At 64.0% G+C, this 26,333-nt stretch carries 30 protein-coding genes; 17 read left to right on the plus strand and 13 right to left on the minus strand.

Features of this window, described 5'->3' with window-relative positions:
• Positions 1-7 precede the first annotated feature (7 nt).
• Positions 8-1,261 (minus strand): heme ABC transporter ATP-binding protein, encoded by a 1,254-nt coding sequence (locus P2T57_RS02555; RefSeq protein ID WP_276300907.1) that lies wholly within the window; start codon positions 1,259-1,261, stop codon positions 8-10.
• A gap of 532 nt (positions 1,262-1,793) precedes the next feature.
• A complete protein-coding gene (gene btuC, locus P2T57_RS02560) occupies positions 1,794-2,894 on the minus strand; it encodes a vitamin B12 ABC transporter permease BtuC (RefSeq protein WP_276300908.1) in 1,101 nt (366 codons plus the stop codon).
• A gap of 61 nt (positions 2,895-2,955) precedes the next feature.
• Between btuC and P2T57_RS02565 the strand changes: the two genes are divergently transcribed.
• From P2T57_RS02565 to P2T57_RS02575, 3 genes are all read left to right on the plus strand, one after another.
• Complete coding sequence (locus P2T57_RS02565; RefSeq protein ID WP_276300909.1) at positions 2,956-4,119, plus strand: PGF-CTERM-anchored ABC transporter substrate-binding protein; 1,164 nt, start codon at positions 2,956-2,958, stop codon at positions 4,117-4,119.
• Between the two features lie 79 nt (positions 4,120-4,198).
• Positions 4,199-4,480 carry a signal recognition particle subunit SRP19 gene (gene srp19 / locus P2T57_RS02570; protein WP_276300910.1) on the plus strand — a complete coding sequence of 94 codons (282 nt, stop codon included), beginning with the start codon at positions 4,199-4,201 and terminating at the stop codon, positions 4,478-4,480.
• A gap of 5 nt (positions 4,481-4,485) precedes the next feature.
• Complete coding sequence (locus P2T57_RS02575) at positions 4,486-4,713, plus strand: H/ACA ribonucleoprotein complex subunit GAR1 (protein ID WP_276300911.1); 228 nt, start codon at positions 4,486-4,488, stop codon at positions 4,711-4,713.
• 10 nt (positions 4,714-4,723) lie between these two features.
• Here the strand turns inward: P2T57_RS02575 and P2T57_RS02580 are convergent, their stop codons facing one another.
• Complete coding sequence (locus P2T57_RS02580) at positions 4,724-5,041, minus strand: hypothetical protein (protein WP_276300912.1); 318 nt, start codon at positions 5,039-5,041, stop codon at positions 4,724-4,726.
• Between the two features lie 106 nt (positions 5,042-5,147).
• On the opposite strand from P2T57_RS02580, the gene P2T57_RS02585 reads away from it, so the two are divergent.
• Positions 5,148-6,212: a presenilin family intramembrane aspartyl protease PSH gene (locus tag P2T57_RS02585; protein WP_276300914.1), complete on the plus strand. Its 1,065-nt coding sequence runs from the start codon at positions 5,148-5,150 to the stop codon at positions 6,210-6,212.
• 286 nt (positions 6,213-6,498) lie between these two features.
• On the opposite strand, the gene P2T57_RS02590 is transcribed toward P2T57_RS02585, so the two are convergent.
• Positions 6,499-7,497: an ornithine cyclodeaminase family protein gene (locus P2T57_RS02590; protein ID WP_276300915.1), complete on the minus strand. Its 999-nt coding sequence runs from the start codon at positions 7,495-7,497 to the stop codon at positions 6,499-6,501.
• 235 nt (positions 7,498-7,732) lie between these two features.
• On the opposite strand from P2T57_RS02590, the gene P2T57_RS02595 reads away from it, so the two are divergent.
• A complete protein-coding gene (locus P2T57_RS02595) occupies positions 7,733-7,957 on the plus strand; it encodes a hypothetical protein (RefSeq protein ID WP_276300916.1) in 225 nt (74 codons plus the stop codon).
• A complete protein-coding gene (locus tag P2T57_RS02600; protein ID WP_276300917.1) occupies positions 7,954-8,538 on the plus strand; it encodes a class I SAM-dependent methyltransferase in 585 nt (194 codons plus the stop codon). The genes P2T57_RS02595 and P2T57_RS02600 overlap by 4 nt, the downstream gene beginning before the upstream one ends.
• A gap of 10 nt (positions 8,539-8,548) precedes the next feature.
• On the opposite strand, the gene P2T57_RS02605 is transcribed toward P2T57_RS02600, so the two are convergent.
• On the minus strand, positions 8,549-9,844 hold the full coding sequence (locus tag P2T57_RS02605; protein WP_276300918.1) for a heme-copper oxidase family protein: 1,296 nt from the start codon (positions 9,842-9,844) through the stop codon (positions 8,549-8,551).
• Between the two features lie 166 nt (positions 9,845-10,010).
• On the opposite strand from P2T57_RS02605, the gene P2T57_RS02610 reads away from it, so the two are divergent.
• Positions 10,011-10,655, plus strand: a complete 645-nt coding sequence (locus P2T57_RS02610; RefSeq protein WP_276300919.1) for a helix-turn-helix domain-containing protein — start codon at positions 10,011-10,013, stop codon at positions 10,653-10,655.
• A 26-nt stretch (positions 10,656-10,681) separates the two neighbouring features.
• A complete protein-coding gene (locus P2T57_RS02615) occupies positions 10,682-11,098 on the plus strand; it encodes a DUF3054 domain-containing protein (protein ID WP_276300920.1) in 417 nt (138 codons plus the stop codon).
• 20 nt (positions 11,099-11,118) lie between these two features.
• Here the strand turns inward: P2T57_RS02615 and P2T57_RS02620 are convergent, their stop codons facing one another.
• Positions 11,119-11,760 carry an SdpI family protein gene (locus P2T57_RS02620; protein WP_276300921.1) on the minus strand — a complete coding sequence of 214 codons (642 nt, stop codon included), beginning with the start codon at positions 11,758-11,760 and terminating at the stop codon, positions 11,119-11,121.
• A gap of 356 nt (positions 11,761-12,116) precedes the next feature.
• On the opposite strand from P2T57_RS02620, the gene P2T57_RS02625 reads away from it, so the two are divergent.
• From P2T57_RS02625 to P2T57_RS02635, 3 genes are all read left to right on the plus strand, one after another.
• Positions 12,117-13,391 carry an OFA family MFS transporter gene (locus tag P2T57_RS02625; RefSeq protein WP_276300922.1) on the plus strand — a complete coding sequence of 425 codons (1,275 nt, stop codon included), beginning with the start codon at positions 12,117-12,119 and terminating at the stop codon, positions 13,389-13,391.
• 356 nt (positions 13,392-13,747) lie between these two features.
• Positions 13,748-13,978, plus strand: coding sequence for a DUF8015 family protein (locus tag P2T57_RS02630; RefSeq protein WP_276300923.1), 231 nt, complete (start codon positions 13,748-13,750; stop codon positions 13,976-13,978).
• Positions 13,979-14,158: 180 nt separating this feature from the next.
• On the plus strand, positions 14,159-14,785 hold the full coding sequence (locus P2T57_RS02635) for a GNAT family N-acetyltransferase (protein WP_276300924.1): 627 nt from the start codon (positions 14,159-14,161) through the stop codon (positions 14,783-14,785).
• A 27-nt stretch (positions 14,786-14,812) separates the two neighbouring features.
• On the opposite strand, the gene P2T57_RS02640 is transcribed toward P2T57_RS02635, so the two are convergent.
• The 3 genes from P2T57_RS02640 to P2T57_RS02650 all read right to left on the minus strand — a co-directional run bounded on the left by P2T57_RS02640 (position 14,813) and on the right by P2T57_RS02650 (position 16,754).
• Entirely contained in the window at positions 14,813-15,013 is a 201-nt protein-coding gene (locus tag P2T57_RS02640; protein ID WP_276300925.1) for a cold-shock protein, read from the minus strand.
• A gap of 140 nt (positions 15,014-15,153) precedes the next feature.
• Positions 15,154-15,702: a hypothetical protein gene (locus P2T57_RS02645; RefSeq protein WP_276300926.1), complete on the minus strand. Its 549-nt coding sequence runs from the start codon at positions 15,700-15,702 to the stop codon at positions 15,154-15,156.
• A gap of 5 nt (positions 15,703-15,707) precedes the next feature.
• Entirely contained in the window at positions 15,708-16,754 is a 1,047-nt protein-coding gene (locus P2T57_RS02650; RefSeq protein ID WP_276300927.1) for a DUF8098 family protein, read from the minus strand.
• A 352-nt stretch (positions 16,755-17,106) separates the two neighbouring features.
• Between P2T57_RS02650 and P2T57_RS02655 the strand changes: the two genes are divergently transcribed.
• The 4 genes from P2T57_RS02655 (at position 17,107) to P2T57_RS02670 (ending at position 21,022) form a co-directional block, all read left to right on the plus strand.
• Positions 17,107-18,645 carry an FAD-dependent oxidoreductase gene (locus tag P2T57_RS02655; protein WP_276300928.1) on the plus strand — a complete coding sequence of 513 codons (1,539 nt, stop codon included), beginning with the start codon at positions 17,107-17,109 and terminating at the stop codon, positions 18,643-18,645.
• A gap of 215 nt (positions 18,646-18,860) precedes the next feature.
• Positions 18,861-19,844, plus strand: coding sequence for a flap endonuclease-1 (fen, locus tag P2T57_RS02660; RefSeq protein WP_276300929.1), 984 nt, complete (start codon positions 18,861-18,863; stop codon positions 19,842-19,844).
• Between the two features lie 55 nt (positions 19,845-19,899).
• Positions 19,900-20,520: a DUF7978 family protein gene (locus tag P2T57_RS02665; protein ID WP_276300930.1), complete on the plus strand. Its 621-nt coding sequence runs from the start codon at positions 19,900-19,902 to the stop codon at positions 20,518-20,520.
• A 208-nt stretch (positions 20,521-20,728) separates the two neighbouring features.
• Positions 20,729-21,022, plus strand: coding sequence for a hypothetical protein (locus tag P2T57_RS02670; protein WP_276300931.1), 294 nt, complete (start codon positions 20,729-20,731; stop codon positions 21,020-21,022).
• Between the two features lie 24 nt (positions 21,023-21,046).
• Here the strand turns inward: P2T57_RS02670 and P2T57_RS02675 are convergent, their stop codons facing one another.
• A complete protein-coding gene (locus tag P2T57_RS02675) occupies positions 21,047-22,132 on the minus strand; it encodes a hypothetical protein (protein WP_276300932.1) in 1,086 nt (361 codons plus the stop codon).
• A 198-nt stretch (positions 22,133-22,330) separates the two neighbouring features.
• On the opposite strand from P2T57_RS02675, the gene P2T57_RS02680 reads away from it, so the two are divergent.
• Together P2T57_RS02680 and P2T57_RS02685 are read left to right on the plus strand one after the other, a co-directional pair.
• Entirely contained in the window at positions 22,331-22,585 is a 255-nt protein-coding gene (locus tag P2T57_RS02680) for a BolA family protein (RefSeq protein ID WP_276300933.1), read from the plus strand.
• Complete coding sequence (locus tag P2T57_RS02685) at positions 22,582-23,142, plus strand: hypothetical protein (RefSeq protein WP_276300934.1); 561 nt, start codon at positions 22,582-22,584, stop codon at positions 23,140-23,142. Before P2T57_RS02680 ends, P2T57_RS02685 begins: the two co-directional genes overlap by 4 nt.
• Positions 23,143-23,157: 15 nt before the next feature.
• Here P2T57_RS02685 and P2T57_RS02690 read toward each other — a convergent pair whose 3' ends face one another.
• Genes P2T57_RS02690 through P2T57_RS02700 form a run of 3 tightly spaced genes read right to left on the minus strand, consistent with a single transcriptional unit; the run spans position 23,158 to position 26,322 of the window.
• Positions 23,158-24,321 carry an ABC transporter ATP-binding protein gene (locus tag P2T57_RS02690; RefSeq protein WP_276300935.1) on the minus strand — a complete coding sequence of 388 codons (1,164 nt, stop codon included), beginning with the start codon at positions 24,319-24,321 and terminating at the stop codon, positions 23,158-23,160.
• A 37-nt stretch (positions 24,322-24,358) separates the two neighbouring features.
• On the minus strand, positions 24,359-25,300 hold the full coding sequence (locus tag P2T57_RS02695; RefSeq protein ID WP_276300936.1) for a carbohydrate ABC transporter permease: 942 nt from the start codon (positions 25,298-25,300) through the stop codon (positions 24,359-24,361).
• Positions 25,297-26,322, minus strand: coding sequence for a carbohydrate ABC transporter permease (locus P2T57_RS02700; protein ID WP_276300937.1), 1,026 nt, complete (start codon positions 26,320-26,322; stop codon positions 25,297-25,299). Before P2T57_RS02700 ends, P2T57_RS02695 begins: the two co-directional genes overlap by 4 nt.
• Positions 26,323-26,333 lie beyond the last annotated feature (11 nt).

Raw genomic sequence — 26,333 nt, forward strand, 5'->3', positions numbered from 1 at the left:
TTCGAGGTCAGGGCGGGGTCGCCGGACTCCGACGGACCGCGCGTTCGACCGCCGAGAGGAGGTCGTCGGGTCCCACCACCTGCCCGCGCTCGCCGAGTTCCCGGTAGAGCGCCCCGGCGTCGCTTCCCGCGTAGTTGCGTTCCTCGAAGGGGCGCTCCTCGACCACGACCACCGAGTCGGCCTCGCGCGCAGACCGGAGGTTAGCGAGGTTGCCCGCGCCGACTTCCACGTCCCCCAGAATCGTCGCGTCGGCCTCGCGGATTTTTCGCTCGGCCTCGCGGCGCGCTGACTCGCCGACAGGCGCGAACGGTTCTTCGGTAACGGTGTCGAGACCGAGCGACCGGGCGGTCTCCAAGTCCGAGTCGCCCTCGTTGAGGACGCCGACCGACACGTCGTAGCCCGCGGCCGAGAGGAGATAGAGCAGTCTCGAGACACTTCCACCCCCGCCGACGACGTGGACCCGGCCCGCCGAGTCGTCGGGACGCTCGGGCAGGGCCGTGACGTAGGTCGAACCCGTGACGGGGTGGCGAGAGACCACAGCGCGGGTGTCGAACGCGGCTTCGAGGTGGTCCTCGGCGAGGACCTCCTCGGGGTCGCCGCTGGCGCGAATCTCGCCCCCCGCCAGCAGGCGGAGTTCGTCGCAGTAGTGGGCCGCCAGATTCAGGTCGTGGATGGCCGCGACGACGGTCTTGCCGTCCTCGTCGGCCAACTCGCGGACGAGTTCGAGCGTCCGGACTTGGTGGTTGATGTCGAGGCTCGCGGTGGGTTCGTCCAACAGAAGCGCGGGGGTGTCTTGAGCCAAGGCCCGAGCCAGCAGGACGCGCTGGCGCTCACCGCCGGAGACCGCGGTGATGGAGCGGTCCGCGAGGTCGGCGACCTCGGTGCGCTCCATCGCAGAGGTGACGAGTTCGTCGTGAGAGCCGGCCGCGGTCGGGCCGGAGAGCCGCGACTGGTAGGGGTGGCGACCCATGGCGACGACCTCCTCGACCGGGAAGTCGAACGAGAGGCTGGTATCTTGGGGCACGACCGCGATGCGACGGCTGGCCTCCTTCGAAGACAGACTGGTCACAGAGTCGCCATCGACAGAGACACTTCCAGAGTCGGGTTTAAGCACGCCGTGGATTGCTCTAAGCAATGTAGTCTTGCCTGCGCCGTTGGGACCGACGAGGCCGACGAACTGGCCGTCCTCGATGTCGGTGGTTACGCCGTCGAGGATTTCGGTCCCACCGAGTTCGACTTCTAGGTCTCGTATCTGTATCATGGCGTCTCGACACCTCTGCTGGTGGATTTCGTGTTGGCGGAATCGGACAAGTGGGTGATGGAGTAGTCAGAACTGGTGTGGTGTCGTCTTCTGAAGCCCCCGCCCGGTCGCTCCGAACCGTCAGAATGAGTGCCGAAGACAGAACTGGTGGGGTGAACGCTTCTGAAGCCCCCGCCCGGTCGCGGTCGTTGAGCAGGATATTTCTGCGCTCTCCGCACCGCCCGCGCAGAAATAGTTGCCTGCTCAGACGACCACGGGCCTGCGGCCCGCGACCGGGCGGCCCCTTCATCCCTCCCACGGCGGTTTTGTCGCCCGGTCGGAACCGGTGGACCATCGGCCGAGCGCAGAGGCCACGTCCTCCCCAACCGATTGCGGTCCTCGGTCGTCGCTTCGCTCCTCCCTGTGGTCCTCATCCCTCGCGCGGTTCGGCGCGGCGACGAGACGCCGCGCCAGCACGCGCCGGAAGCGAAATGGTCAGTCGAGCGTTTCCGGTGTTCTCGGTGATTCCGGCGTGGTCGTCCGAAACGTCGGTTCACAGAGCATGCACCTCCCGAGTTCGGAGCAGGTAGAGGAAAAACGGCGCGCCGAGGAACGCGGTCACGATGCCGACCGGCAACTCCGCCGCGCCGGAGCGGGCCACCGTGTCGGTGGCGACGAGGAAGGTTGCGCCAGCGAGAGCAGAGGTCGGCAGAAGAATCCGGTGGTCAGGCCCGACCAGCAGGCGCATGACGTGGGGCACCACCAGACCCACGAAGCCGATGACGCCCGAGACGGCCACCGCCGCGCCGGTCATCACGCTGGCCACGCCCAGCAGGAGGCGCTTGGTGCGCTCTACCTCGACGCCGAGCGCGTGGGCGTCCTCCTCGCCCAACAGCAGGACGTTCAAGTCCCGAGCGTAGGCCAGCAGGGCGAAGAACCCGACGAGCGCCACCGGGAGGACGAACGTCACGTCCTCCCACGACGCCAGATGCAGGTGGCCCATCAGCCAGTAGACCGCCCGCCGCAAACTCTCGCCGCTCTGGAGGAGCAAGAACGAGACCACCGCGCCGAGGAAGGTCTGGACCGCGACCCCAGCGAGGAGCAGGGTGGCGACAGGTGTGCGGCCCTCCTCGGTGGCGAGCAGGTAGACGCCGAACGCGGCCAGCACCGCGCCGACGAACGCCGCCGTCGGGAGCGCGAAGGGCACCGCGAACGGGATTGCGATGGTCGCCACCGCGCCCACCGCCGCGCCCGACGAGACCCCGATGATGGAGGGGTCGGCCATCGGATTCCGGAAGAACCCCTGCATCACGACCCCCGCCGTCGAGAGCGCGAACCCGACCACGGCCCCGAGCGCGATGCGGGGCAGGCGGAGCGTCACGACGATTGTCCGGGCCGTCTCCGGCACCGCGAAGTGGAATATCGGTGCGAACTCGACGGTCGGTCCCGGAACCGTCACCGCCTGCCCCGCGAGTCGGAGCGTCTGCTCGGCGATGCCGACCCCCGCGGGGACCGCCAGCGCGTTCAGCAGAACTTTCCCGACCACGAGGTAGTCCAGCGATACCGGGCCGATTGCGGCGCTGGCGACGACCACGGCCGCCAGCGCGGCGATTAGCCCGACCGACCAGCCCACGATACGCGCCGAATCAGCCATCGTATGAAAGCCAGATTGCTTTAGGTAAATACTTATTGCAAACGGTCCGAGGTGGGGACGCATGAGCCAGAAGGTTACGAGCGTTTTCGCGGTCCTGCTGTTGCTGTTCGCCGGTGTCGCGCCGGTCGGAGCCGTCTCCGGCGCGTCCGCGGCGGACGCATCTGGAGCGACACAGGCGAGTTGTTCGTTCCCGGTCGATAGCACCGACGCGACGGGAACCGAGATTACGGTCGAACAGAAACCCGAGCGAGTCGTCACGCTCGCGCCGAGCGCGGCCCAGACGATGTGGGAAATCGGCGGCCAGTCGCAGGTCGTCGGCGTCTCTCAGTACGCCTCCTACCTCGAAGGCACCGACTCGCTGACCAACGTCTCGGCGGGCGGCCAGCAGTTCGTCAACGTCGAGAAAGTAGTCTCGACAGAGGCCGACTTGGTTCTCGCGCCCAACGTCATCCCGAACGAGACGGTCCAGAAGCTCCGGGATGCCGGACTGACTGTCTACAAGTTCGGCTACGCGACTTCCGTCGAGGACATCTACGCCAAGACCGAACTCACGGGCGAACTCACCGGCAACTGTGAGGGCGCGACCGAGACGGTCTCGTGGATGCAGGACCGAATCGGCACGGTCAGCGAGGCCGTCGAAAACTCCGAGCGCCCCGTCGTCTTCATCTCGCAGGGCGCTGGCTGGACCGCCGGAGAAGGCACGTTCATCAGCAACATGGTCGAAGTCGCCGGCGGGAGCAACGTCGCCACCGAGGCCAACATCTCGGGCTACGGCAAGATAAGCGAGGAGGTCATCGTGAAGCAGAACCCCGAGTGGATAGTCCAACTCGGCGCGTTCGGCGCGTACCCAAAGACTGAGGCCTACAACGGCACCGACGCCGTGAAGCAGGGCAACGTCATCACGGTCAGCAACGAGAACGTCAGCCAACCCGGTCCGCGCGTCGTCTACGCCATCACGAAGATGGCAGAGGCCTTCCACCCCGAGGCCTACGCCGAGGCGAACGCGACCACGACCGAGGCAAACGCGACCACGACCGAAGCGGCCGAGATGACGACGCAGGTCGAAACCACCACCGAAGCGCCCGAGACGACCACCGAGGGCGCGATGCAAGACGAGAGCGAGACGACGACCGGCAGTGAGTCCTCGGGCGGCACGCCCGGATTCGGCGTCCCGGCGGCACTCACAGCACTGGCAGGTGCGGCCCTGCTCGCTCGCCGCGACTGAATCGCTTCCGAATCGGCGACTCCCCGTTTTTCCAACCCGTTTCCTAAGGTGTTTAGGGGCCGGGGGAAGACGTTGACGTATGGTCGAGAAAGTGCTGTGGCCCGCGTACTTCGACGCGGAGAAGACCCGTAGCGAGGGACGCCGGGTCGCCGAGGAGATGGCCGTCGAGGAGCCGACGGTGGACGAAATCGCCCAAGCGGTTCAGCAGGTGGGCTACGACGCGATAATCGAGCGCGACAAAGCCTACTCCCGCGAGAACTGGGCGGAGAACGGTCGCGTGTTGGTCCAGAACGCCGACGACTCGACGAAGAACGACTTGATTCAGGCGGTCGCCGCCTACGTCACGGCCCTCCGAGAATGAGTCCGATGCAGAGACTCGGCGAGGTCGTCCGGACCGCCCAAGGCCTCGCAGTCGTGCGGTGTGGCGACGAAGAACACCCCGACGTGGGAACGGAGGCCGTGGACGAGCAACTCGATAGGGTGGGCCGGGTCGTGGACGTGTTCGGTCCCGTCTCTCGGCCCTACGTCGCGGTCACGCCCGACGAGGGAGTCGCGCTGGCGACGCTTCTCGGGCAGAAACTCTACGCCCGGTAGCGAGCAGAAATCACTCGCGCTGAAGCCAGTCGTCGGCGTCCGAAAGGAGCGGGCGCTTCTCCGCGAAGTCCTCTTTGGTCGCGCCGAAGAATCGCTCGCGTCCGACCGGCGTTCGGACGCCGAGGACGACGGTGTGGTCGGTCACGTCGTAGACGCCGAGCGTCCGGCCTGACGCGGCGTGTTCCCATTCGTCGAGGAGTTCGGCGTCCGCGACGACCCGCGACCCGAGTTCCCAACTCAGGCGAGAGAGCGCGGGCAGGCAGAACGGAACCGCGTCGGGCAGATGGCTCGAGTCCGCCGACACTCCTCGCGTCCCGTGCGTTGACATACCGTCACACGGGTATGCCACCGACAAAAACCTGCCGTTTGCCGTCGATTCTCGACTCCGAGGGGAGACCACAACCCCAAAGGCCGAGGGGTGTGTCGGTCCGGATATGGAGAATCGAACCCGTGCGTTCGCGGCCGTCGGGTTGACGGTCCTGATGTTTCTGCTCGTTCAACTCGGCGCGCTGGCGCTGGTCGAACCCTTCCAGCAGGCGGGCTACCAGCAGGTCGAGAACCCCTCGGACCCGACCAACAGTCTGGTCTACGTCGGGGCGGTGCTGGTCATGACCGGCGCGATGCTCGCCATCATCAAACTCAACGTTGAGTGGTTGCTCCGCGGTGTCCTCATCCTGACGAGTGGTCTGCTCTCGTGGTACGTCTTCTCGGTCTTGGTTCCGGCGTGGCTGGTCGTCTCGATTGGGGGCGCACCGGTCAACGTCGCCGCGCTGGCCGCCGCGGGACTGGTTTCGCTGGCGCTGGCGGTCCACCCCGAGTGGTACGTCATCGACGCCGCTGGCGTCCTGATGGGTGCCGGGGCGGCCGGTCTGTTCGGCATCAGTTTCGGCCTGCTTCCAGCCATCCTCCTGCTGTCGGTGCTGGCCATCTACGACGCCATCAGCGTCTACGGCACCGAACACATGCTGACGCTGGCCTCGGGCGTGATGGACCTGAAGATTCCCGTCATCCTCGTGATTCCCCTCTCGGCGTCCTACTCCTTCCTCGACGACGACGGGATGGCCGAGGACGCCGACGAACCGGCAGACCAGCAAGATGCGAGCGCGGCAGACGGCGGCAAGGCCCCGGAGAAAGCCTCGGACGACTCCCCGGAGACCGGCGCGGAGGCCCCCGAAACCGACGCCGAGGCCGAACGCCCGGAGATGGGCGAGCGCGACGTGTTCTTCATCGGCCTCGGAGACGCGGTGATGCCCTCGGTGATGGTCGCCAGCGCCGCCTTCTTCGCGCCCGCCGAATCGCTGGTCTCGGGCCTCGCGCTCAATCTGCCCGCGCTGACCTCGATGATTGGGACGATTGCCGGTCTCCTCGTGCTTCTGTGGATGGTCATGAAGGGCCGGGCGCACGCCGGACTGCCTCTGCTGAACGGCGGCGCGATTGGCGGCTATCTGATTGGGGCACTTGCCAGCGGCATGACGCTGGTGCAGGCGTTGGGACTGTAGCGGGTTTTCTGTTTTCCCACTGTTCTCCGTCTGGGTTCTCTCAATCCACCGTGATATGCCATCACAAATGATTTGCGAGGACGTCACAGAGACATAACCAAGACAACATACTCAAGTGTGAGTAAATATTTTGTAGAGATATGCGATGGGAGCACCCACGAAACATGACCGACGTAGAGCGCAAGAAAAAGGAAGCCAAGGCCGGAACCAACTCGTCGTTCATCGCGGCGATGATGCTGGCGGCCTGAACAGGCATGACTCGCCTTCGCCGTTTTCCTTCTTCGAATTATCGACCCGTGAGCGCCTCGCTCGCCGGTGCGAACGAGATTTCCGACCCGAGGCCTTCGTCTTTCGCTTTCTCGTAGAGCATGTACGCTGACGCGACCGTCTCGATGCCGGTCCCGCCGCTGTCGAAGACCGTAATCTCGTCGTCCGATTCTCTGCCCGGCGCTTCGCCCGCGACGACCTCGCCGAGTTCGGCGTGAACGTGGTCGTCCGAAATCGCGCCCTCGTCGAGCGCCGCGATGTAGGACCCGGCGTCCTGCTCGACTCGCTCGCGGAGGTCCGGGACGTACTTGGCGCGCTCGATAGTTCTGGCGTCGAGTTCGCGCTTGTTGGGGTGGTACTGGCCCATCGCGGTGACGTGGGTGCCCTCCGCCAGCAGGTCGCCGTCGAAGACCGGTTCGCTCGCGGTGGTGGCGGTAATCACGATGTCGGCCTCCTCGACGGCGGCGGCGCTGGACGCGACGGCGGCCACCGAGGGGTCGATTTGCTCGTTCATCTCGCCGGCGAACTCCTCGCGCGAGTCCTTGGTCGGCGAGTAGACCCAGACGCTTTCGAGGTCCCGAACGGCGTCGATGGCTCGGAGTTGGCCGCGGGCCTGCGACCCCGCTCCGATGAGCGCCACGGTCTTGGCGTCGTCGCGGGCCAGCGCGTCGGTTCCGACAGCGCCGGTCGCGCCGGTTTTGAAGGGGTTCATGCTCGCGCCGTCCAGCAGGGCGAGCGGTTCGCCCGACTCGCTGTCGAACAGCGGGGTCATGAACCACGCGTCCTCGTCGGCGAATCCGGCGGCGTACATGTACCCGCCCATCGCGCCGGTCTCGGGCAGGATTGCCGAGTAGTCGGTCAACATTCCGGGCGGGTCGGCGTTGGTCAACTTCGAGCGCGGCCGGGCCGGTGCGCCCTCGCCGCGCTGGCGGTAGCCCTCGCGGACCGCTTCGACGTATTCGGCGGGCGACGCGAGTCCGGCGACCTCCTCGCTGGTCAAAAATACTGCTTCGGTCATGACCGGGACAACACAGTCCAGCCTCAAAGTCGTTGAGGCACCGGTTCGACCGCGGGCGTGCGGAAGGTAGTTCCGACAGCGCGAGACGTGTCTCTCGGAGTCTAAACATTCTAAATATATATTTAACGTATCTAGGTTTAGCTGAAGAAAATAGATAGACGTTTCTCGCTCGACGGGTCCACCGTCCAGACCGCTCCGGCGATACACTCTTGTAATTTCTTCGTGTAGTTCGGCTATGGTCTTCCGACTGGTACTCCTCGCGCTCGGCGTCCTCGAACTGCTCTTTCCGCGCCCGGTGGTCGATTTCTGGATGCGCCGCGCTGTGAAGGGCGACGAGGAGGTCGCTCTCAGACCGTGGGTGTACACGATGGCCCGCGTGGAAGGTATCGCCATCCTCGTCTGGGTGCTGGCCCGCCGAGGACACCGCGCCGACGACGAACTGCGCGAGGACCAACCGTGAACCACGCGCTGGGCGACGTGGCGGCGTTCGACCGCTTCTCCCGGTTCTACGACTGGTTCACGCCCGAGGCCGACGCCGACGAGTTCCGCGAGGCCGTCGCGTTCGCCGACCGGGACGTAGAGCGCGTCCTCGACGTGGCCGGAGGCACCGGCCGCGGCGCGGCGGCCCTCGACGCCAGCGAGCGCATCGTCGCCGACGCCGCAGAGGGGATGACTCGCCAAGCCCGCCGGAAAGGGTTTGAGGCCGTCCGCGCAGACGCCGCGAGTCTCCCGTTCGCCGACGAGAGCGTCGATGCGGTGACAATCGTAGATGCGCTCCACCACATCGGTAGTCCCGAGTCGGCCCTCGCCGAGTCGGCCCGCGTCCTCCGGCCGGGTGGGGTCGTCGTGATTCGGGAAATCGACCCGACCGCGCCGGTCGGCCGATTCACCGAGGCGTTCGAACACCTCTACGGCTTCGACTCGACGTTCTTCGCGCCCGAGGACCTCGGCCGACTGGTCGCCGACGCGGGCCTCGACGCCAAGTTCCGGTCGCGGGGCTTCGAGTACACCGTCGTCGGGCGCGCGCCCGGAAGCGAATGAGTTCTCTGAATCAGTCCGAGAGGCTCTCGGTCCCGTCGGCGACTCTGTCCGCGTCTTGACCGCGGTCCGTCCCGCGACCACTCTCCTCCTCGCCGAGCAACGCCCGCCAGAGGCCGGGCAGGAACCAGAGCCACGCGAGACCGACGAGCGCGTACCCGCCGAGCGTCAGCAGTTCCTCGACCGCGCCGAACGCCGGGAAGGCGGTCGCCCAGAGCGCCAGCATTCCGGCGTTGACGGCGACGACGCCGAGCCACGACGGTCGATGGGCGGCCTCGCCGATGGACGCTCGGAGGTCACCGGGCGTCTCGCGCAGGGCCACCACGACGCTTGGCAGGAGACCCATCGCCAACTGGAGCATCCACCCGAAGACCAGTCCCTCGATAGCCGCGGCCTCGATGCCGGCCGCCGGAACCGTCTCGGGGACCAGCAACACCAGCGGTGCCCACGGAACGGGGAAGACCAGCCAGACGTACGCGCCGACGACGTGGGCGAATCGCGCGTCTTTCTGACAACCGTCTGCCCGCCACGTCCCGACGAGGTTCGCCAGCAGGGCGAGCGTCCCGACGACGTAGACGGCGAGTCCGGCCATCGTCAGCGAGTTGACCGCCAGCCACGGCCCGGCGATTAGACCGCTTGCGCCGAAAGTCACGCCCCAGAACGTCACGGGCACGAGTCGCGGGTAGCGCAACTCCGCGTCGGCCAGCGCCGGAACCACGGCCAGCAACGTCCCGCCGGCGACCAGCGCGAGGAAGCCCCAGACGTTCGCGTGGACGTGGGCCTCGAGACTCCCGAAGTAGCCGCCGGGACCGTGGAGATTCAGGAGCATCCCGAACGCCGCGAGGATGCCGACACCGAGGAACCACGGCGCGAGCGCGTAGTACCGGAGCAGTCCCTCGTCCGCGGCGTCTCTCGCGGAGTTACTTCCGTCGGTCCGGTAGACCGACGCCACGAGGAGCGCGAGGGCAATCAGTACGCCGGTCGCGCCGACCGCGGCCGTCGTCAGCGCGCCGGTCGCCATGCCGAGTAGGACGACCGGATAGCTCGCGTTCAGCGTCAGCCATTGGAGCCAGCGACTCCGAGCGGGCGGCGTCTTACTCTTCCCGACCGACGCCGCCAGATTCGGGAGCGAGCCAAACAGGGCTTGGGTCATCGCGCCGATGGTGACGAAGTGGATGGTCAGCCACCGGAGTCGCGTCAGGGCGTCTAGCGTCCCGGTCTCGGCCGCGAGCTTTCCGCCCACCGCCAGCGCGCCCACCGTCAGGTAGAGGCCCGCCATCAGGAGGAACGGGTTCGTTCGTACCCCCATCTCGGGAGTCTGCGCAGTTTCAGTCGTCTCGGTCGTGTTAGTCGTCACGACTCTGGCTTCACGCGGACCAAGGGTAGCAGTTCGTCCGAACCTGCGAGCCGCCTTCGAACATGTTAGACTACGTTTTTAATCGGTTGTGGGCCATCTCTCGGAACGAGAACACGACATGCCACAGGCTAGACTCGCGATAACGCTTCCCAAAGAGACGTGGATTCACTCGCTGTCGACCGAGTACCCCGACGCTACTTTCCGAGTGGTCGCCACGCTCGGCGGGAACGGGACCGGCGTCGCGCTGGTCGAGGTGGTCTCGGGCGACCCAGTAGCGGTCATCTCGGCCATCGAACAGCGAGAGGACGTGACCGACCTCGCGCTCCTCTGGAAGCGCGACGACGAGGCACTCCTCCAAATCGAGACCGAAGACCCCCTGCCGCTCGCCCCGGTCTGGGAGGCAGGCGTCCCGCTTCGCACTCCCTTCGAGATACGCGACGGCCGGACGACGTGGGAGACGACGACCACCGACGACCGACTCGCGGCCTTCGGCGATGCGCTGGCCGAGTTCGGCGTCGAGTTCGAGGTCGAGTACGTCCGCGGGGTCAAGTCCGGCCCGGCCGACGACCTGCTGACCGACCGCCAACTGGAGGTCCTCCGGGCCGCGGCCAAACAGGGCTACTACGAGACTCCCCGGACCGCGACCCTCACCGAGGTGGCCGAGTCGCTCGACGTCTCGAAGGCCACCGCCAGTGACATCCTCCAGCGCGCCGAGGGCGCAGTCATCGACTGGTTTCTCGCCGAGTTCGCACCGCGGGAATGATAACGGACCGGCCCTAACTCGCGGGCATGAGCAACGCCGAAGGACTCCTCGGGTCGCGGGTGTCGCGCTCGCCGAGTACCGCGGTCCTCGCGGTCGGCGACCTGTTTGTACTGGTCAGCTTTCTCGTGTTGGGCGAACTCCGCCACGACGTGAACCCGGTCGAGTCGCCGCTGGTCGTCGCCGACACGATTGCGCCGTTTCTCCTCGGGTGGGTAATCGCGGCACTCGCGGTCGGAGCCTACGCCCCCGACGCGACCCAGACGGTCAAGACCGCGATTGTTCGGGTAGCGAGTACGTGGGTTTTGGCGGCGATTATCGGGCTGGCACTCCGTGCGACCTCGCTGTTCCACGGCGACTCGCCCCTGTCGTTCGCGCTCGTCGTGACCGGCATCGGTCTGGTCTTCTTCTCGGCGTGGCGCGGTCTCGTGGCGTCTCTGCGGTAGGTCGGCAGTGAAATCGGATTTTACGCTCCGACGCGGCGGTACTCGAAGAACGAGTAGACCGTGGCGTACAGCGCGACACCAGCGACAGGGGCGGCGAGGAGCAACTCGGCGTAGGCCGGGACCAGCGCGGCAAACACGGCCACGACCCCGGCGAGTTTGAACAGCGGGGCGACTCGCTCGTGGGTGCGCTCCCACACCTCGTCGCTCGAAATCGTCCACGGCGTCCGGATGCCGACGAACCAGTTGCGCTCGGCGTGGGCCGAGAGAACGCCGACGTAGTAGTACAGCGTGCCGATGGCGGGAGCGAGCGCCTGCGCGATTTCGAACTCGTAGCCCGCGTTGGCCGCGACGACGACGAGGTTGAGGTACGCCAAGAACGCGAGCATCAGGACGACGAAGGTGTCGTACTGCTCGCGGAACTGGGCGACGTTCTCGCCGAGGGGGTCGATTCGCGGGAGGACCGCGAACGCGCCGAGCAGGAGCGCCGACAGGCCCGGAAGGAGCGAGAGCGCGACGAGTTTCGGCGTCTGACCGTTGACCTCGCCCGACGCGCCCCATCTGGTCGCCATCTCGGCGGGCATCTCGGGGTACGCCAGCGCGCTCAGGACCGCCGAGAGCGCCACGAGGACGATGCCGACGAGGTAGCTCCGTCGGAGGTTCATAGCCGGAACTTGTCCCTTTCCGTATATAAGTTTAGGGCCGATACACCGGGGAGAGTTCAGATAAGCGCGACCAACCACTTGTGTCGCTTGGCGGAACAAGCATCCTCCTTGGCGGACTGAAAGGGCGACCGCCGGAAGACAACCCGCGTCTTCCGAAATCACGTTCGCTTCGCTCGCGGTTCCACCGCTCGCCAGTCACAGCGCGGAGCGCCGCCACCCCTCACGTGACCGCGAGCCGCGCGAGGGCTTTCGAAACCTCAGTCGCTTTGTCCGTAGCTTCATCTGTCAATAACCAGTCTTCACGACAAACTGCCGAAAGCGCAACGCTGATTGGGGGCCACAGACAGTTTCGGGTAATGACAGCGTCGTCGCAGTCCGACATCGACTATGCGGACCGGGCGCGGGACGTGCTGGGGTTCTCGCGGTGGTGGCAGGTCGCCGCCGCGGCGGTGATGATGGGTCTCATCAGTCCCTACCAGTACGTCTGGTCGTCCATCGAGTCGCCAATCGCTCGGTCGCTCGAACTCGACCCGACCGGTCTCGGGTTCGTGTTCACCCTGTTCGTCATCTTTCAGGCCGGGTCCCAGTTCCCGGTCGGGTGGTATCGTGACCGCCACGGTCCTCGGAAACTGACCCTGCTGGCCGGCGTGCTGGCGGGTGGTGGCTACGTCGGGTTGGCCTTCGCTGACCAGCTCTGGCAACTCTACCTCCTTTACTCGCTGGGGGCCATCGGAGTCGGCATCGTCTACACCGTGGCGGTCAACACCGCGCTGAAGTGGTTCCCCGACCGGCGTGGTCTGACGACGGGGGTCGGCACGATGGCGTTTGCCGGGGGAAGCGCGCTGTTCGTGCCCTACGTCCGGGCGAACGCCACCGTCGGGGGCTACCCCGACGTGCTTCGCAACATGGGGATTCTCATCGGTGCCGGAATCTTGGTCGGTGCGGTCGTGCTTCGTGACCCGCCGACCGGGTGGGCCGGTGCGACCGACGGGGGCGAGAACTCCGACAGCGACGCCGACGCGACCGAACCGGCCCACGCGAGGGGCAAGCAGTACACGTGGCGCGAGATGATTCGGACGTGGCAGTTCTGGCTGATGTACGCCATGTTCATCTTCGTCAGCGGGGCCGGGTTGATGCTGACCGCGAAGGTGGTCTCGTTCGCACAGAACGTCGAGTTGAACGCGGTGACGGCGACTGCCGGAGCGACCCTCCTGCCAATCGCCGGCGGGGTCGGCCGACTCGTGGTCGGGGACCTCTCCGACAGGGTGGACCGCGAGCGAGCGATGGCGATTTCGTTCACGCTCTGCGGACTGGGCCTGTTCGCGGTGGTCTGGTTCGGCGTGACCCAGACCTCGCTCGGATTCCTCTCTGCGGTGGTGATTGCAACGTTCTTCTGGAGTCCCCAGTACACCCTGTTCCCGAGCGTCGTGGGCGACTACTACGGTCAGAAGCACTCGTCGGCGAACTACGCCCTGCTGTACTCGGGCAAGATGTGGGGCGGCATCTTCGGCGGTGGGGTCGCGGGATGGCTGGTGACCCAGACCAGTTGGCCCACCGCGTTCGCCCTCGGCGGCGTGCTGGCGGTGGTGTCGGGCATCGCCGCGCTGGTACTTCGCGAACCCGAGGAGTAACGAGGCCAGCGACCGAACGAGAGCGGATTTTTCGGAAGTTCGGAGCGCATCACTGGCGAGACTCGTCAGTTTCGGCCCTTTCGTCCGGGGCGTCTCACCGCGAAAGGTTCGGTCGCCGCTCGCGTCTCGATGTGACGTTGCCGGGCGCGAGCGTGAGATTACTGCCAGAAATTTTTTCGGCGGTCTGAGACACCTCCATACGGTTGTTTTTCGCGCCTCTGCGGTGAAAAACAGATTCGTAACCAACTCATAAGTTATAGAGATGTGATTCAGTGCCTACGATTCACCAACTGAAAATGCTTCCCTCAACTACGGGAAAGAGTTATATACCCATACCGCATATTTTGTAATGGATTATGACTGGGTACTACGACCTCATCCTTGGGCTGATTCCGCTTTCGTTGATTGGCGTAACCGGCGTGCTGAGCCTCGTTGGCTTCTCAGTGACGTCTGCCGTGCCGCTGGCCGCGAGCATTCCCGTGGCGCTCATCGGACACGCACTCTTCGTCAACAGTCCCGTCGATGATACCCAGTCCCCGACGGAGACTGTCGAGTCGTCGTCCAAGAGCTTCGAGCCTGCGGACTGAGCGGTTTCCCGGCAGTTCTCGATTTTCTGCGGTCTTTCGTTTCGTCGCTGGTTTCGTCCTCGTCGGCGGTTCGTCTTCCGAGCAGGAAATTGTGTAGATTGCTTTAAGAAAGTCATAGTTGTTCCTTCCACTGCTATTGACGAGCGAAGCACAGTTACGACAGCGCGTCCAAGTCCCGCCATGGAGTACGCGGTGCTGGGGTGGCCCGACGAGGACCCGAAACTCCGTCTTGACTACCGCGAGTTCAGTTACGCCGGGAAGTTCGTGATGTCGAACACCGGCAAGGCCGTGGTGCGCGACCACGAAAGAGGCGTCAGTGACGAAGATGGCGCTCTCGGGGCAGACGGGACCGACCGCCACGGCGCGGACACCCCCGAGGAGCGCGACTGGATACGAGACTCCCGAATCGTCGCCGCCGTCGCGTTCAACGAGGACCGGACCGACTCGGCGACGGCGTGGCTACGGTACGTCACCGTCCGCGACGACCGCCGCGGGGCGGGCCTCGGCGCGCGCCTCACGCGGTTCGCCACTGCCAGACTCCGCGAGCGAGGGTACGAGCGGGTCAAAATCGCGGTCAACAACCCCTTCGCCTACCACGCCCTCTACAAGGCCGGATTCGGCTACACCGCCGAGGAGACCGGCATCGCGGAGTTGGTACTCGCCCGACCCGGCGACCGCTCGCCCGACCGCTACCGCGAAGGACTGGCCGCCTACCGGGAGCGCGAAGGCCTCTCGCAGGCCGAACGCGAGTTCCTGTCGGCGAAGGCCGGTGCGGACCCGCCGGACGTGGTTCCGGTCCCCGAGTAGCAGTCGGATACGCCGTAGTGCGGCCTCTTAGAGTCGCGTGACGTTGGTGGCCCGCGGCCCCTTGTCGGACTCCTCGATTTCGAACTCGACTGCTTGGTCTTCTTCGAGGTCCGGCCCTTCCACGTCCTCCATGTGGAAGAACACGTCTTCGTCGTCGTCGGCGTCCTCGGGTTTGATGAAGCCGTATCCCTTCTGGTCGTGGAAGAACACGACTGTGCCTTTGACCATGCTCCGAATCTCCAGTTTGAGGTATGTTCTCGTGTACCAAGTATTCGAGGGTGACCGGGAAAAGGGTGTTCGGATTCGTGGAGTGAAGACCTCTCTATCCAGCCGAACTGCTACAGCAAATATTCGAGGTGACCTTTACTCTACGACCCCCAATAATTCCGGGGATAAAGCGTCAACTCATCAGTATATCGGGTAAAATCTGAGTCCCAAGTAGCAACATGTGTTATGTCAACGGATTTTGCTATGTTTGCGAGAACCGCTTCTTGAATACTGATTTCACGGGGGCGATATTCCAAAAAATCGCTCACGACCGATTCATATTCCGCAGAAGAACAATGGTGAATTTCAAATACGTCGCTCTCACGAACTTTTTCTAAGCAGTCGTCGGCTCCGCCCCGGTCACCGTTCCCGTGACCTAAGCTCGTGATAGCTATATTCAAAGTTTCTCTTGTCGTATGAATTGTCGAGAAGGGTAGCTCGTTACCGACCACCCGCTCTAACAGAAAATGAGCGTATCTCTGTTTAGTTTTTGTTTCTGGGTCCAGCTCTTCAGCATCCGTATGGAAAAATCCTTCTAGGACACGCTTTCCGACAAAAATATCCGTGCTTGGGACTCCTATATCCCCGTTTTCAGATGGTTGAATAAAGTCACCCGGATATGGTTCCCGTAGTTCTGCAATTTCGGCCATCCAACTTACCCTACGAGGTCGTAAATAGGGTCGTCCTCAGGTACCGATGATACAGCATCCTTCGGCAATGATTGGTCCAATTCCCAACTCAGGAATTCTTCTTTAGTTATCGATTCTCGGTTTATCCACACCTCTGGAAGTTTCTTTTCCTTGATATTTACGTCAATATCGTATTCAGATGCAGTTTCTTTAAATTCCCTGAAGACTTCGATGAATTTTTGCTCTGTTTTTTCGACGCGGCCCCAGTTAGCCGCTCGTTCGAAATAGTCTTCGGGACCGCTAACAGTATGGACTGCGATTAGACGAGTGATTTGTTTCCAGAGACCATGGTAATAAAAGGTATCTAAATGCTGTAGGAGTTTCTGGTACTCAGAACGCTCCTCCTGCCCCATTGCTCTCACCCCTTGGTAAGCGCATTCATTTAGTACGGTTTCTGCGACTTGGGTAAACTCGGTAACGTACGGCTCTAAACCCGCGAAGATCTGGAAGCGAAGTAGCTCACGTTTCATATCGCCCGCCCGCTCGGAAAGGGACTGGATGAGATTCTCAGGAAATTCGTCAACTTCCGCCTCCGGGTCGCATGCTCTTGCGCATTGGTAGAGGTGGAGGTGAATATCTATATTGGCTAAATACAGGTCCTGGAATGGACCGTCACGCTGTTCGTAGTATTCTCGGAGCCAACTGAACGTTTCGGCGTCGATGACCTCGGTAATTGACGTTCCCGTTGGGAGAGATTCCGAGTCCCCCTCCGTTGCGATGTAATACTCAGCGACCTGTTTCACAGTCGGGTAAGGCCCCCCTTCATCACGGATTGCGAGTTTTTCACCGTTCTCGATTCCGTGGTCAAGCTCGGGAAGCATGTCTCCATCAGCATACCACTGTATCGTCACCTCGCTTTCCAAGTCGTGGTCTCGAATAGCCATCAAGAGGAGCTTCTGCTCAGTAATAGAATCAACGTCGTCCCAACTGTAACCATCAATATCGCTGACGGCCTGCTTGAGGCCCTGCTTGAACGTCGCAATAAGTCGGACCTCTGTTGATGGGAACGACATCCTTGAGCGGACTTACAGCCTTACAAGTGAAATAACTAATCATCTCTTGAAAGACTCAAATGCGTTGCTGGGAACCGTCTAGTTAGGTGATTCTGTGGTTGAATAGGACTTCGAAGGTACGACTAAAACCACAGTTGGGCCATAATCCGATATTTATTTGAGATAGGAAAATCCGATGACTGAAACCTAATTGTGCGGTTTTCGTTGTTCAGACAGTGGCCTTGGGAAGTGCTTCCGAATAGCTGTATTTTTCAACTACTGATATGGCTCTGGCTCCGAGAAACCGACCCCGGTGGCCACCGACGTTAAGCACAGCGGGGCCGAAATCTCACGCCGTTGGGGTTTCTGGGGCATGAGTGACCGAGATTCGCTACCGGGACGGGACGCATCGCTATGGCTGGACACGACCGAGCGGACCGACTATCCACCGCTCGACGGTGACCGAATGGTCGATACCGCGGTGGTCGGCGGCGGAATCGCTGGCGTGACGGCCGCGCTCCACGCCGCCGAGGCCGGGCAATCTGTCGCGGTCCTCGAATCCGACCGCATCGTCGAGGGCGTGACTGGCAAGACGACCGCGAAAGTCACCGCACAGCACGGGTTGATTTACGCCGACCTCCTCGACAAGCACGGCCGGGACGCCGCCCGCCAGTACGGCAAGGCCAACTCGGCGGCCATCGAAGAAATCGCCGACAGGGTGGAACGCCACGACATCGACTGTAACTTCGAGCGCCTGCCGGCCTACACCTACGCTGGGGACGAGGACCAACGCGGCGCGGTCAGCAGAGAGGCCACCGTCGCCGAAGGCTTGGACCTCCCCGCCGAGTTCGAACCGGACCCGCCCTTCCCCGGCGAGACGCCCGGCGCGGTCGAGTTCGAGGAGCAGGCCCAGTTCCACCCTCGCAAGTACCTCCTCGCGCTCGCCGACCAAATTCTCGAGGCCGACGGCGAGGCCGAAATCTTCGAGCAGACCAAAGTCACCGCGGTAGACGACCGGGACGGCGGCGACCACTGTCGTGTCGAGACCGAACACAGCGTCGTCACCGCGGAATCGGTCCTGCTGACGACCCACTTCCCCATCGAGGACCCCGGTTTTTACTTCGCGCGCCAGTACCCAAAGCGGTCCTACGTGCTGGCGGTCGAACTCGCCGACGAGCCTCCTCGTGGCATGTTCTACCGGGATAAATCGCCCTACTTCTCGGCCCGCCCGCACCCGAGCGCCGAGGGGCCGATGATGCTGGTCGGCGGCCAGAACCACAAGACCGGGCAGGGCGGTTCGACCGCCGACAGGTACCGGAAACTCGAACGACAGGCCCGCGACCACTTCGACGTGGAGTCGGTCGAGTACCGGTGGTCCACGCAGGATTACGTCTCGGTGGACCGGATGCCCTACGTCGGCGAACTCGGTCCGACCACCGAGGGCGTCTACGTCGCCACGGGATTCGGCGGATGGGGCATGACCAACGGGACCGCCGCGGGCCGGATGCTCGCCGAATTCGCCCGAGGAGAGGACCCCCGGTGGGCCGACGCCTTCGACCCGACCCGCATCGACCCGGAGGCTGGCGGCAAAAATCTCGTCACCGAGAATCTCAACGTCGGCAAGGAGTTCACGAAGGACTGGGCCGAGGCCCTGCTCGGCGGGAAGGACGCCGACATCGCCCCCGGCGAGGGACAAGTCGTGCGCAGAGGCGGCAAGCCCCTCGCCGCGGCCCGCGACGACGAGGGCGACCTGCACGTCTCGTCGGCGGTCTGCCCCCATCTGGACTGCATCGTCCACTGGAACGACGGCGAGCAGTCGTGGGACTGCCCCTGTCATGGCTCTCGGTTCTCGATAGACGGAGAAGTCTTGGAGGGGCCTGCGGTCGAGGACCTGCCGAAACGCGGCGAGTGAGTCGCCGAGGCGGACCAAACTGGTGCGTTTCGAGGGTATAAATAAGTGATATGCGCGTGGCGGCGCGCTCTCGTGAGCGCGCCCACACGCGAGAGAGCTATTGGACGAATATTGGACGAATGCACGAGGAGAACCACGCCAATTCTGCGGTTCGCGGTCACGTCGAGATACGGTAGTAGTAGCTTTCAAACCCACTCGACCCCTACCCCCGAGTAATGGGAAACACCGATATGCGGCAACTCGCGGCCCTCGAGGAGGTCCCCTTCGACGAACTCGAAGGCGACACCGTGGCCGTGGACGCCCACAACTGGCTCTACAAGTACCTCACGACCACGGTCAAGTGGACCACGGACGAGGCCTACACCACCGAGGACGGCACCGAAGTCGCCAACCTCATCGGCGTCGTGCAGGGCCTGCCCAAGTTCTTCGAGAACGACCTGACGCCCGTATTCGTCTTCGACGGCGCGGTCACCGACCACAAGGAGGCCGAAATCGAACAGCGCAGAGAGGAGCGCGCCAAGCGCGAGGAGAAACTGGAGGAGGCCCGAGAGGAAGGCGACGCCGTGGAAATCGCGCGACTGGAGGCTCACACCCAACGCCTGACCGACACGATTCAGCGGACCACCCGCGAGTTGTTCGACCGACTCGACGTGCCCTACATCGAGGCCCCCGCGGAGGGCGAGGCACAGGCCGCCCACATGAACCGGACCGGCGCGGTCGATTACTGCGGGACCGAGGACTACGACTCGCTTCTCCTCGGGGCACCCCTCACACTGCGCCAACTCACGAGCAAAGGAAACCCCGAACTGATGGACTTCGAGGCCACCCTCGAAAAGCACGACGTGACGTGGGAGCAGTTGGTGGACATCGGCATCCTCTGCGGCACGGACTTCAACGAGGGCGTGTCGGGAATCGGCCCCAAGACCGCCCTGAAGGGCGTCACAGAACACGGCGACATCTGGGGCGTGCTGGAGGACCGCGGCGCGAGCATCGACAAGGACGTGGACGTGATTCGGGAACTGTTCTTGAACCCGACCGTCACCGACGACTACGCGTTCGACGCCGAGATGGACCCGGACCTCGACTCTGCGCGGGAGTACGTCGTCGGCGAGTGGGGCGTCCACGAAGACGAGGTGAGTCGAGGCTTCGAGCGCATCGAGGAGTCGGTGGTCCAGACCGGACTCGACAACTGGACCTAACTGTTCCGTTCGGGCGTCAAAAAACTCATACGAGCGCCGGAGATGCGGTTGTAGTATGCGAACTGCCCTCCATCGCATCGCTGGTGGCGCGCTCGCCTACCTCGTCTCGTATCTCCTCGTCGGACTGGTGACGGTCCCCCGACTCGACCGGTATCTCCGTCGCTCGTCGGACGAGGCCGTCACCGTCCTCGACGTGTACCACTCGGCCGGGAGTCCGCTCTGGCAGGCCGTCGGGTGGTTCACGCTGAACGCCCACGGCGTTCCCGTGGATGTCGTCGCCGTGCGGGACTCCGGAAACTTCGTCGCTGACGGAGCGATGTGGTTCAGCGCGATTCCCGGATTGCTGGGACTGGTCCCGATGGTCGCGTGCCTGTTGGTCGGGGCGGTACTGACCGCGAGGAGTCGGTCGTCGCCGGTCCCGGCGAGCGTCGGCGCGCACATGGTCCTCGGATACCTGTTCGCCACGTTGCTCTCGACGGCGGTGTTCGCAGGCGCAGTCGGCCCCGTGAGTGCATCCGCGAGCGTCCTACTACCCGGCGACTACGCCGGCGGCAGGTGGTGGCTCGTCGTCGTCTTCGCGCCGCTCGTCTTCGGGTCGGTCGGCGCGCTGATGGGTCAGTCGCCGCTCCTCACCGCGACCATCGAGCGCCTGCGGTCGGGCGCGTCGCTCCGGTAGCGCGCCGAAACGCCGGTTGTCCTCGGCCCCGATTCAGACGACGAAGCCCCTGTGGCCGCGAATGGCGACTGAGAAACAAAATTATTCCTTAAACGATTGTATAGTTGTCTCGAAGGCCCGCTCGACCGTCTCGGCGAATCAGTTCGGCAAGTCGCTCCCGAACCGATTCGGCCGAAGTCTTGAGGGACGTGACGGCCCAGTTTCGAGTATGGCGAGCGACGAACTCCAGCCGAACGACCTTGAGGAGGGAACCAGCGTTCGACTCAAATGGTCGCCCCGAGGAGGCCGCGGTGCCGGAAGCACCGCCGAGGGCGACGTGACCCGCGTCTGGCGGCCGGACGACGACGTGCAGGAGTTCACGGTCGAACGGGACGACGACGCCATCAACGTCTACACCGACTACCGGAACCCGGTGGTCGAGCGCGTCGAGGGCGGTCTGGACGGCGACGAGGAGCCAAACACCGAGACGGTCGGGCGACTCGACTCGATAACGCGGGCCTGACCGCCCAAAAAACGGGACCGGCGGCTACCAGTTCTCGATGAACGCCTTCAGGTCGTCTTTGAACTGCTGGACCTCGTCGGACGGACCGTCGCCGGACCGCCCGTACTCTATCGGCTTCGTCTCCTCCTCCCAGTCGGTAATCGCTTCGATTCCGAGTTCCGCTTCGACGTTGTTGATTTGAGCGAACACGCCCGTTCCCGCCTCCTCGCTACCGGCGAAGTAGAGGCCACAGAGCGCCCCGTTCTCCTCGAGGTAGACCGCGGACCCCGAGTCGCCGTTTCTCCCGAGCGCCGTCGTGAGAACGCAGTCCTCGACTCGAATCAGGTTCGGGTTCTCGTCGTCGCCGTAGTTGACGTTGACGGACACGTCGATGAGGTCGATTTCCGCCGTCGTGGTGTCGGTCGTCCGGCCAGTCTTCGTCACCGTCGCGCCGCCGTGTTCGTCGGTGATGTCCCTGACGACTGAGCGTCCGTACTCGTCGCCGTTCCGGGCAACGTCGAGACCGATGGTCCCCCAACCGTCGTGTTTCGTGACCGTGCGAGCGGCCGCGTCGGCCTTCGACCCGTCTTCGAGCGGCGCGTAGCCCACGAGTTCTCCGACCTCGCCGCCTCGGAACGGTTGGTGAATCGGACGGTTGGCCTCGAAGCCGTCGGCGACGTAGACGTGCCAGTTCGAGACGCGAACCACGTCGCCCTCGGAAACGCCTTCGGTCCACTCGCCCTTCGACAGGTCGGTCACGCGGGCCACGTAGCTTCCGGTCCCGACTATCGGGAGGCTATCTGGCTGTTCCTCCGCGCCCGCCATGACCGGCCGGAACTCCGCGGACGATTCGGGGTCCATCACTTCGCCGCTGTCGGACGAAATCGCCATTCGAAGCGTGTGCGCCTTCAGTTCGCCGATTTCGACCACGCCGTGTTCGTCCTCGGACATCGACGTGCGATTGGCCACGAGTTGGTCCTCCGGGAGCTCGCTCTCGGGTTTCTTCTTGCTGACGAGCGCGACGAATCGCTTCTCTTTCGGGTCGTAGGCGACCCCTTGGACGTTCTCCAACCCCTCGACTTCGCGCCGGAACTGTTCGAGTTTTTCTTGTCTTTCGGTATCACTACCCATGATTCCCACCCCAACTCGGAGAGAATACCTTAGATATATTAAATTTATTTGCGATGTCCCCACAACGAAATTTCGAAACGACAACGTACTGCTCCTCGAAAGAAGGCCGGTGCGTGGGCCGCGAAGCACCGACCCACACGGGTTCATCTCCGCTCAGTTATCCACACGCATTTCACCGCCCGTCTCGTATCCCGAGCCATGAACGCCGAAGACGTGGAAGCACTCATCGAGGAGAACCTCGAAGACGCCGACGCGACTGTCAGCCACCCCCGCGGCGTGGACGACGAGGACCACCTCTCAGCCACCGTCGTCTCGCCCGCTTTCGAGGGCGAATCGCTGGTGGACCAACACCAGATGGTCTACGACGCGCTCGGCGACCACATGACCGAGGACATCCACGCGCTGGAAGTCTCGACCTACACGCCCGACGAGTACGCCGAGCAGGCAGAGTGACCGTGCCCACCTTCGTCGAACGGGTCCAGTCGGTCGCCACCGACAACCCCACGGAACTCGGCCGCGTGGTCGGCGAGCGAGTCGAGACGCTCGGCGAGGCCCTCGAACTCCTCGAGGACTGGACCGAGGAGAGCAGGGAGACCCGGACCGAACTCGCCTCCAAGTACGAGTCGGCCAAGGACCTCGCGCGCGACGAGATTCGGGACGCGAGCGACGACGACGACAGGGACCCCGACGACATCCCGACCGAGGACCTGCTCGACCACCCCGCGGTCAGCGACCACACGAAACAGCGCCTCGCGGAGTACAGCACCAAACTCTACGTCTATCTGGACGAGGAGAGCGCCTACGGCGAGGCCCGAACCGAACTCGCTCGGGCGCTCGATGCCGAACTCGAACTGTACGCCGACCTCCTCCCGGCGCTCGAATCGGGCACAATCTCGGTCCGGGACGCCCAACAGCAGATAGCGCGACTCGGCCGCGAGCAGAATCTCGGCCCGCCGAACCAGACCGCCGCTGACGTGCTACTAGAATCCGGGACGAAAAACCGAGAGTAACCGGACCCCAGAGTCTCAGACGTTCGGTTGCGGAACTTCAGTCCGGTCGAGGTTCCGGTTGTGGAGCGCCTCGCCCGTCTCGCGGTCGAAGACGTGAATCGCCTCCTCGGGGATGCGGGCGACGACCTCCTGTCCGCTCTCGACACTCCGGAGGCCCGAGACGGTGGCGACGAAGGTGTCGGTCTCCTCGTTGGACGCGCCAGCGCGGTCGGCGTCGGCGAAGGTGAGATAGACGTTGTTCTCGTCGCCCATCGGTTCCACCACGTCCACCGCGGTCCGGAAGTCGTGGCGGCCCTCGCCCTCGCCGACGACTTCGATGTCCTCCGGGCGAATCCCGAGGACGAGTCGGTCGTGACCTTCCACGTCGGCCAGCGTCTCGTCGGAGAGGGGGTACTCGAACTCGTCGGCCACCAGACTGCCGTTTTGCAGGTCCGCGTCGAAGAAGTTCATCGAGGGTTCGCCGATGAAGCCCGCGACGAAGACGTTCCGTGGTTCGTGGTAACACTCCAAGGGCGTGCCGACCTGCTGAAGTTCGCCGTCGTTCAGGATGGCGATGCGGTCGCCCATCGTCATGGCCTCGGTCTGGTCGTGGGTGACGTAGACCGTGGTGACGCCCAAGTCCTCCTGCAATCGCTGGAGTTCGGTCCGCATCTGCGAGCGGAGTTTGGCGTCCAGATTCGAGAGGGGTTCGTCCATCAGGAAGACTTCGGGGTCCCGGACGATGGCGCGGCCGAGGGCCACGCGCTGTTGCTGACCGCCCGAGAGTTCGCCGGGTTTGCGGTCGAGCAGGTCCTCGATGCCCATCATCCCGGCGGTGTCCTCGACCCGCGAGCGAATCTCGTCGTCGGGCATGTCGGTGGACTCCTCCAGTCCGAAGCTCATGTTCTCCCGCACCGTCATGTGGGGGTAGAGCGCGTAGGACTGGAACACCATGGCGATGTCCCGCGCCGTCGGCGGTTCGTCGGTGATGGCGTGGCCGCCGAGTCGGATGTCGCCGGCCGAGACGGTTTCGAGGCCCGCAATCATCCGCAGGGTCGTGGACTTGCCACACCCCGAGGGGCCGACCAGCACGAGGAACTCGCCGTCTTCGATTTCGATGTTGGCATCGTCCACCGCGACGATTCGCCCGCCATCGTCCTCGAACCACTTGGTTACCCCGTCTAGGGTCAGTTCGGCCATTGCTCTGTCCTCCGTCGTAGAGTAGTGTAAATCTTGGTCATGTTTCGCCTGCGACTCCTTTTGCGAACTGTTCGCCGAATAGGACGTACACCAGCAGGGTGGGCAGGGCCGCGACGAACGCGCCCGCCATCTGGGTGTTGAACGATTCCACGATACCGCCCGTCAGGCTGTTGAGCGCGATGGTGACGGGGGCGGCCGCGCCTCCTCCCGAGGGAAGGATGACCAGCGCGAACAGCAGGTCGTTCCAGACCTGCGTGAACTGGTAGATGAGCGTCACCGCGAACATCGGTTTCGACAGCGGCAGGACGATATTCCGGTAGATGCTGGTCACGCTTGCACCGTCGAGGCGCGCGGCCTCTATCATCTCGCCCGACAGCGACTGGTAGTACGACCGGAACAGCAGGAAGGTAATCGGAATTCCGTACGCCGTGTGGGTGACGATGAGGTTGATGATGCTAGCGTAATGCTCGTGCATCAGCGGCAGGCCCCACAGGAAACTCAGCAGTTCCTGCGTGTCCACGATAGCGTAGAGTCGGGACAGGGGCACCAACACCGCCTGATACGGGATGAAGATGCCTGCCACGAACAGCGCCACCAGCGGCATCTGGTACTTCCAGTCGATAGTCGTCAGTCCGTAGGCCGCGATGGACCCGAGGGTCGCCGACAGGATGGTCGCCGGAACAGCCAGCAGGAGGCTGTTTATCAGCGCGTTGCTCATCGCGTCGAACGCGATTTCCCACGGCTCGAAGGTGAACCCGCCCGAAACCGGCGGGAAGAACGGCACGGTCCGGTTGAACGCGTCGGTCGTCTTGAACGCCGTCATCAGGCCCGCTTCCAGCGGCGCGAGGTAGAACCCGACCAGACCGAGGAGAATCGCGTAGAGCGCGACCCTCGTGCGGTCGGCGTCTCGGAGCGTCTGCTCGATTCGTTCGCGGCGGGTGTGGTCGTCCGGATTCGGACTTGCTGGCGGACTGCTCATAGTTCACCTCGTCGGTATTCGCTGTAGAGGTACGGCGCGACCACCGCGAGCGCCATGCCGAACAGCACGATGGCGATGGCCGAACCGTAGGCCCAGTTGTTCGACCCGAACGCCTCGCGGAACATCAGCGTGGCGAGGATGTCGGCGGCCGGGCCGGGGTTGTTGCCGAACATCACGTAGAGGAAGTCGAAGGCCTTCAGCGCGAACACCATCAGCACCACCGCGGCGCTCATGGTCGAGGCGCGAAGTTGGGGCAGGATGACCCGCCAGTACATCTTCACGGTACTCGCGCCGTCCACCTTCGCGGCCTCGTAGTGAGAGGTCGGAATCGCTCGAAGCCCCGCGAGGTACACCACCATCGCGTAGCCCGAGAACTGCCAGATGAGCGCGAAGATGACCGCGGCCAACTTCGTGTCGGGATTCGAAATCCACTGAAGCGTGAGGAAATCGAGTCCCAACTGGCGGAGCGTGACGTTGACCATCCCGATTTCGGGATTGTACATCCACGCCCAGAACTTCGCGGTCACGACGAACGAGAGGCTCATCGGCAGGAGGTAGATGGTTCTGAGGGTGTTCTCGAACCGGATTTCTTGGTCCACCAGAATGGCCAACAGGAGGCCGAAGAGCAGACAGACCGCGGTGAACGCGACCAGTAGGACCAGCGTGTTCTGGGCCGCGGTCCAGAACGAGGGGTCCGAGAACGCTTCGCGGTACATCTCGAGGTCGAACTCCGAAACCTTGTACTCCGGCAAGAGCAGGCCCTCGAAGTCCGTCAGCGAGATGACGAGGTTCCACCCGATGGCTCCGTAGACGAAGAATCCCATCAGCAGGAAGGGCGGGAGCCAGAACGGCATCGACTGAACGAAGTCGCTCGACAGGAGCGACCGGCCAGTTCTCGTGTCGGAGTCGGTGCGTTCCGCAGTGGCGGTCGCTCCACCCCCGTCGGCGCGAAGCTCCCGGTCCCCGCTGTCGGCTTCCCGTCCCGGAGAGAGGCGTCGGAGTACGTCTCTGAGTCGTTGCATGTGAAAAAGGA

It is taken from the genome of Halorussus lipolyticus, from assembly GCF_029338375.1.
Classification (GTDB): domain Archaea; phylum Halobacteriota; class Halobacteria; order Halobacteriales; family Haladaptataceae; genus Halorussus; species Halorussus lipolyticus.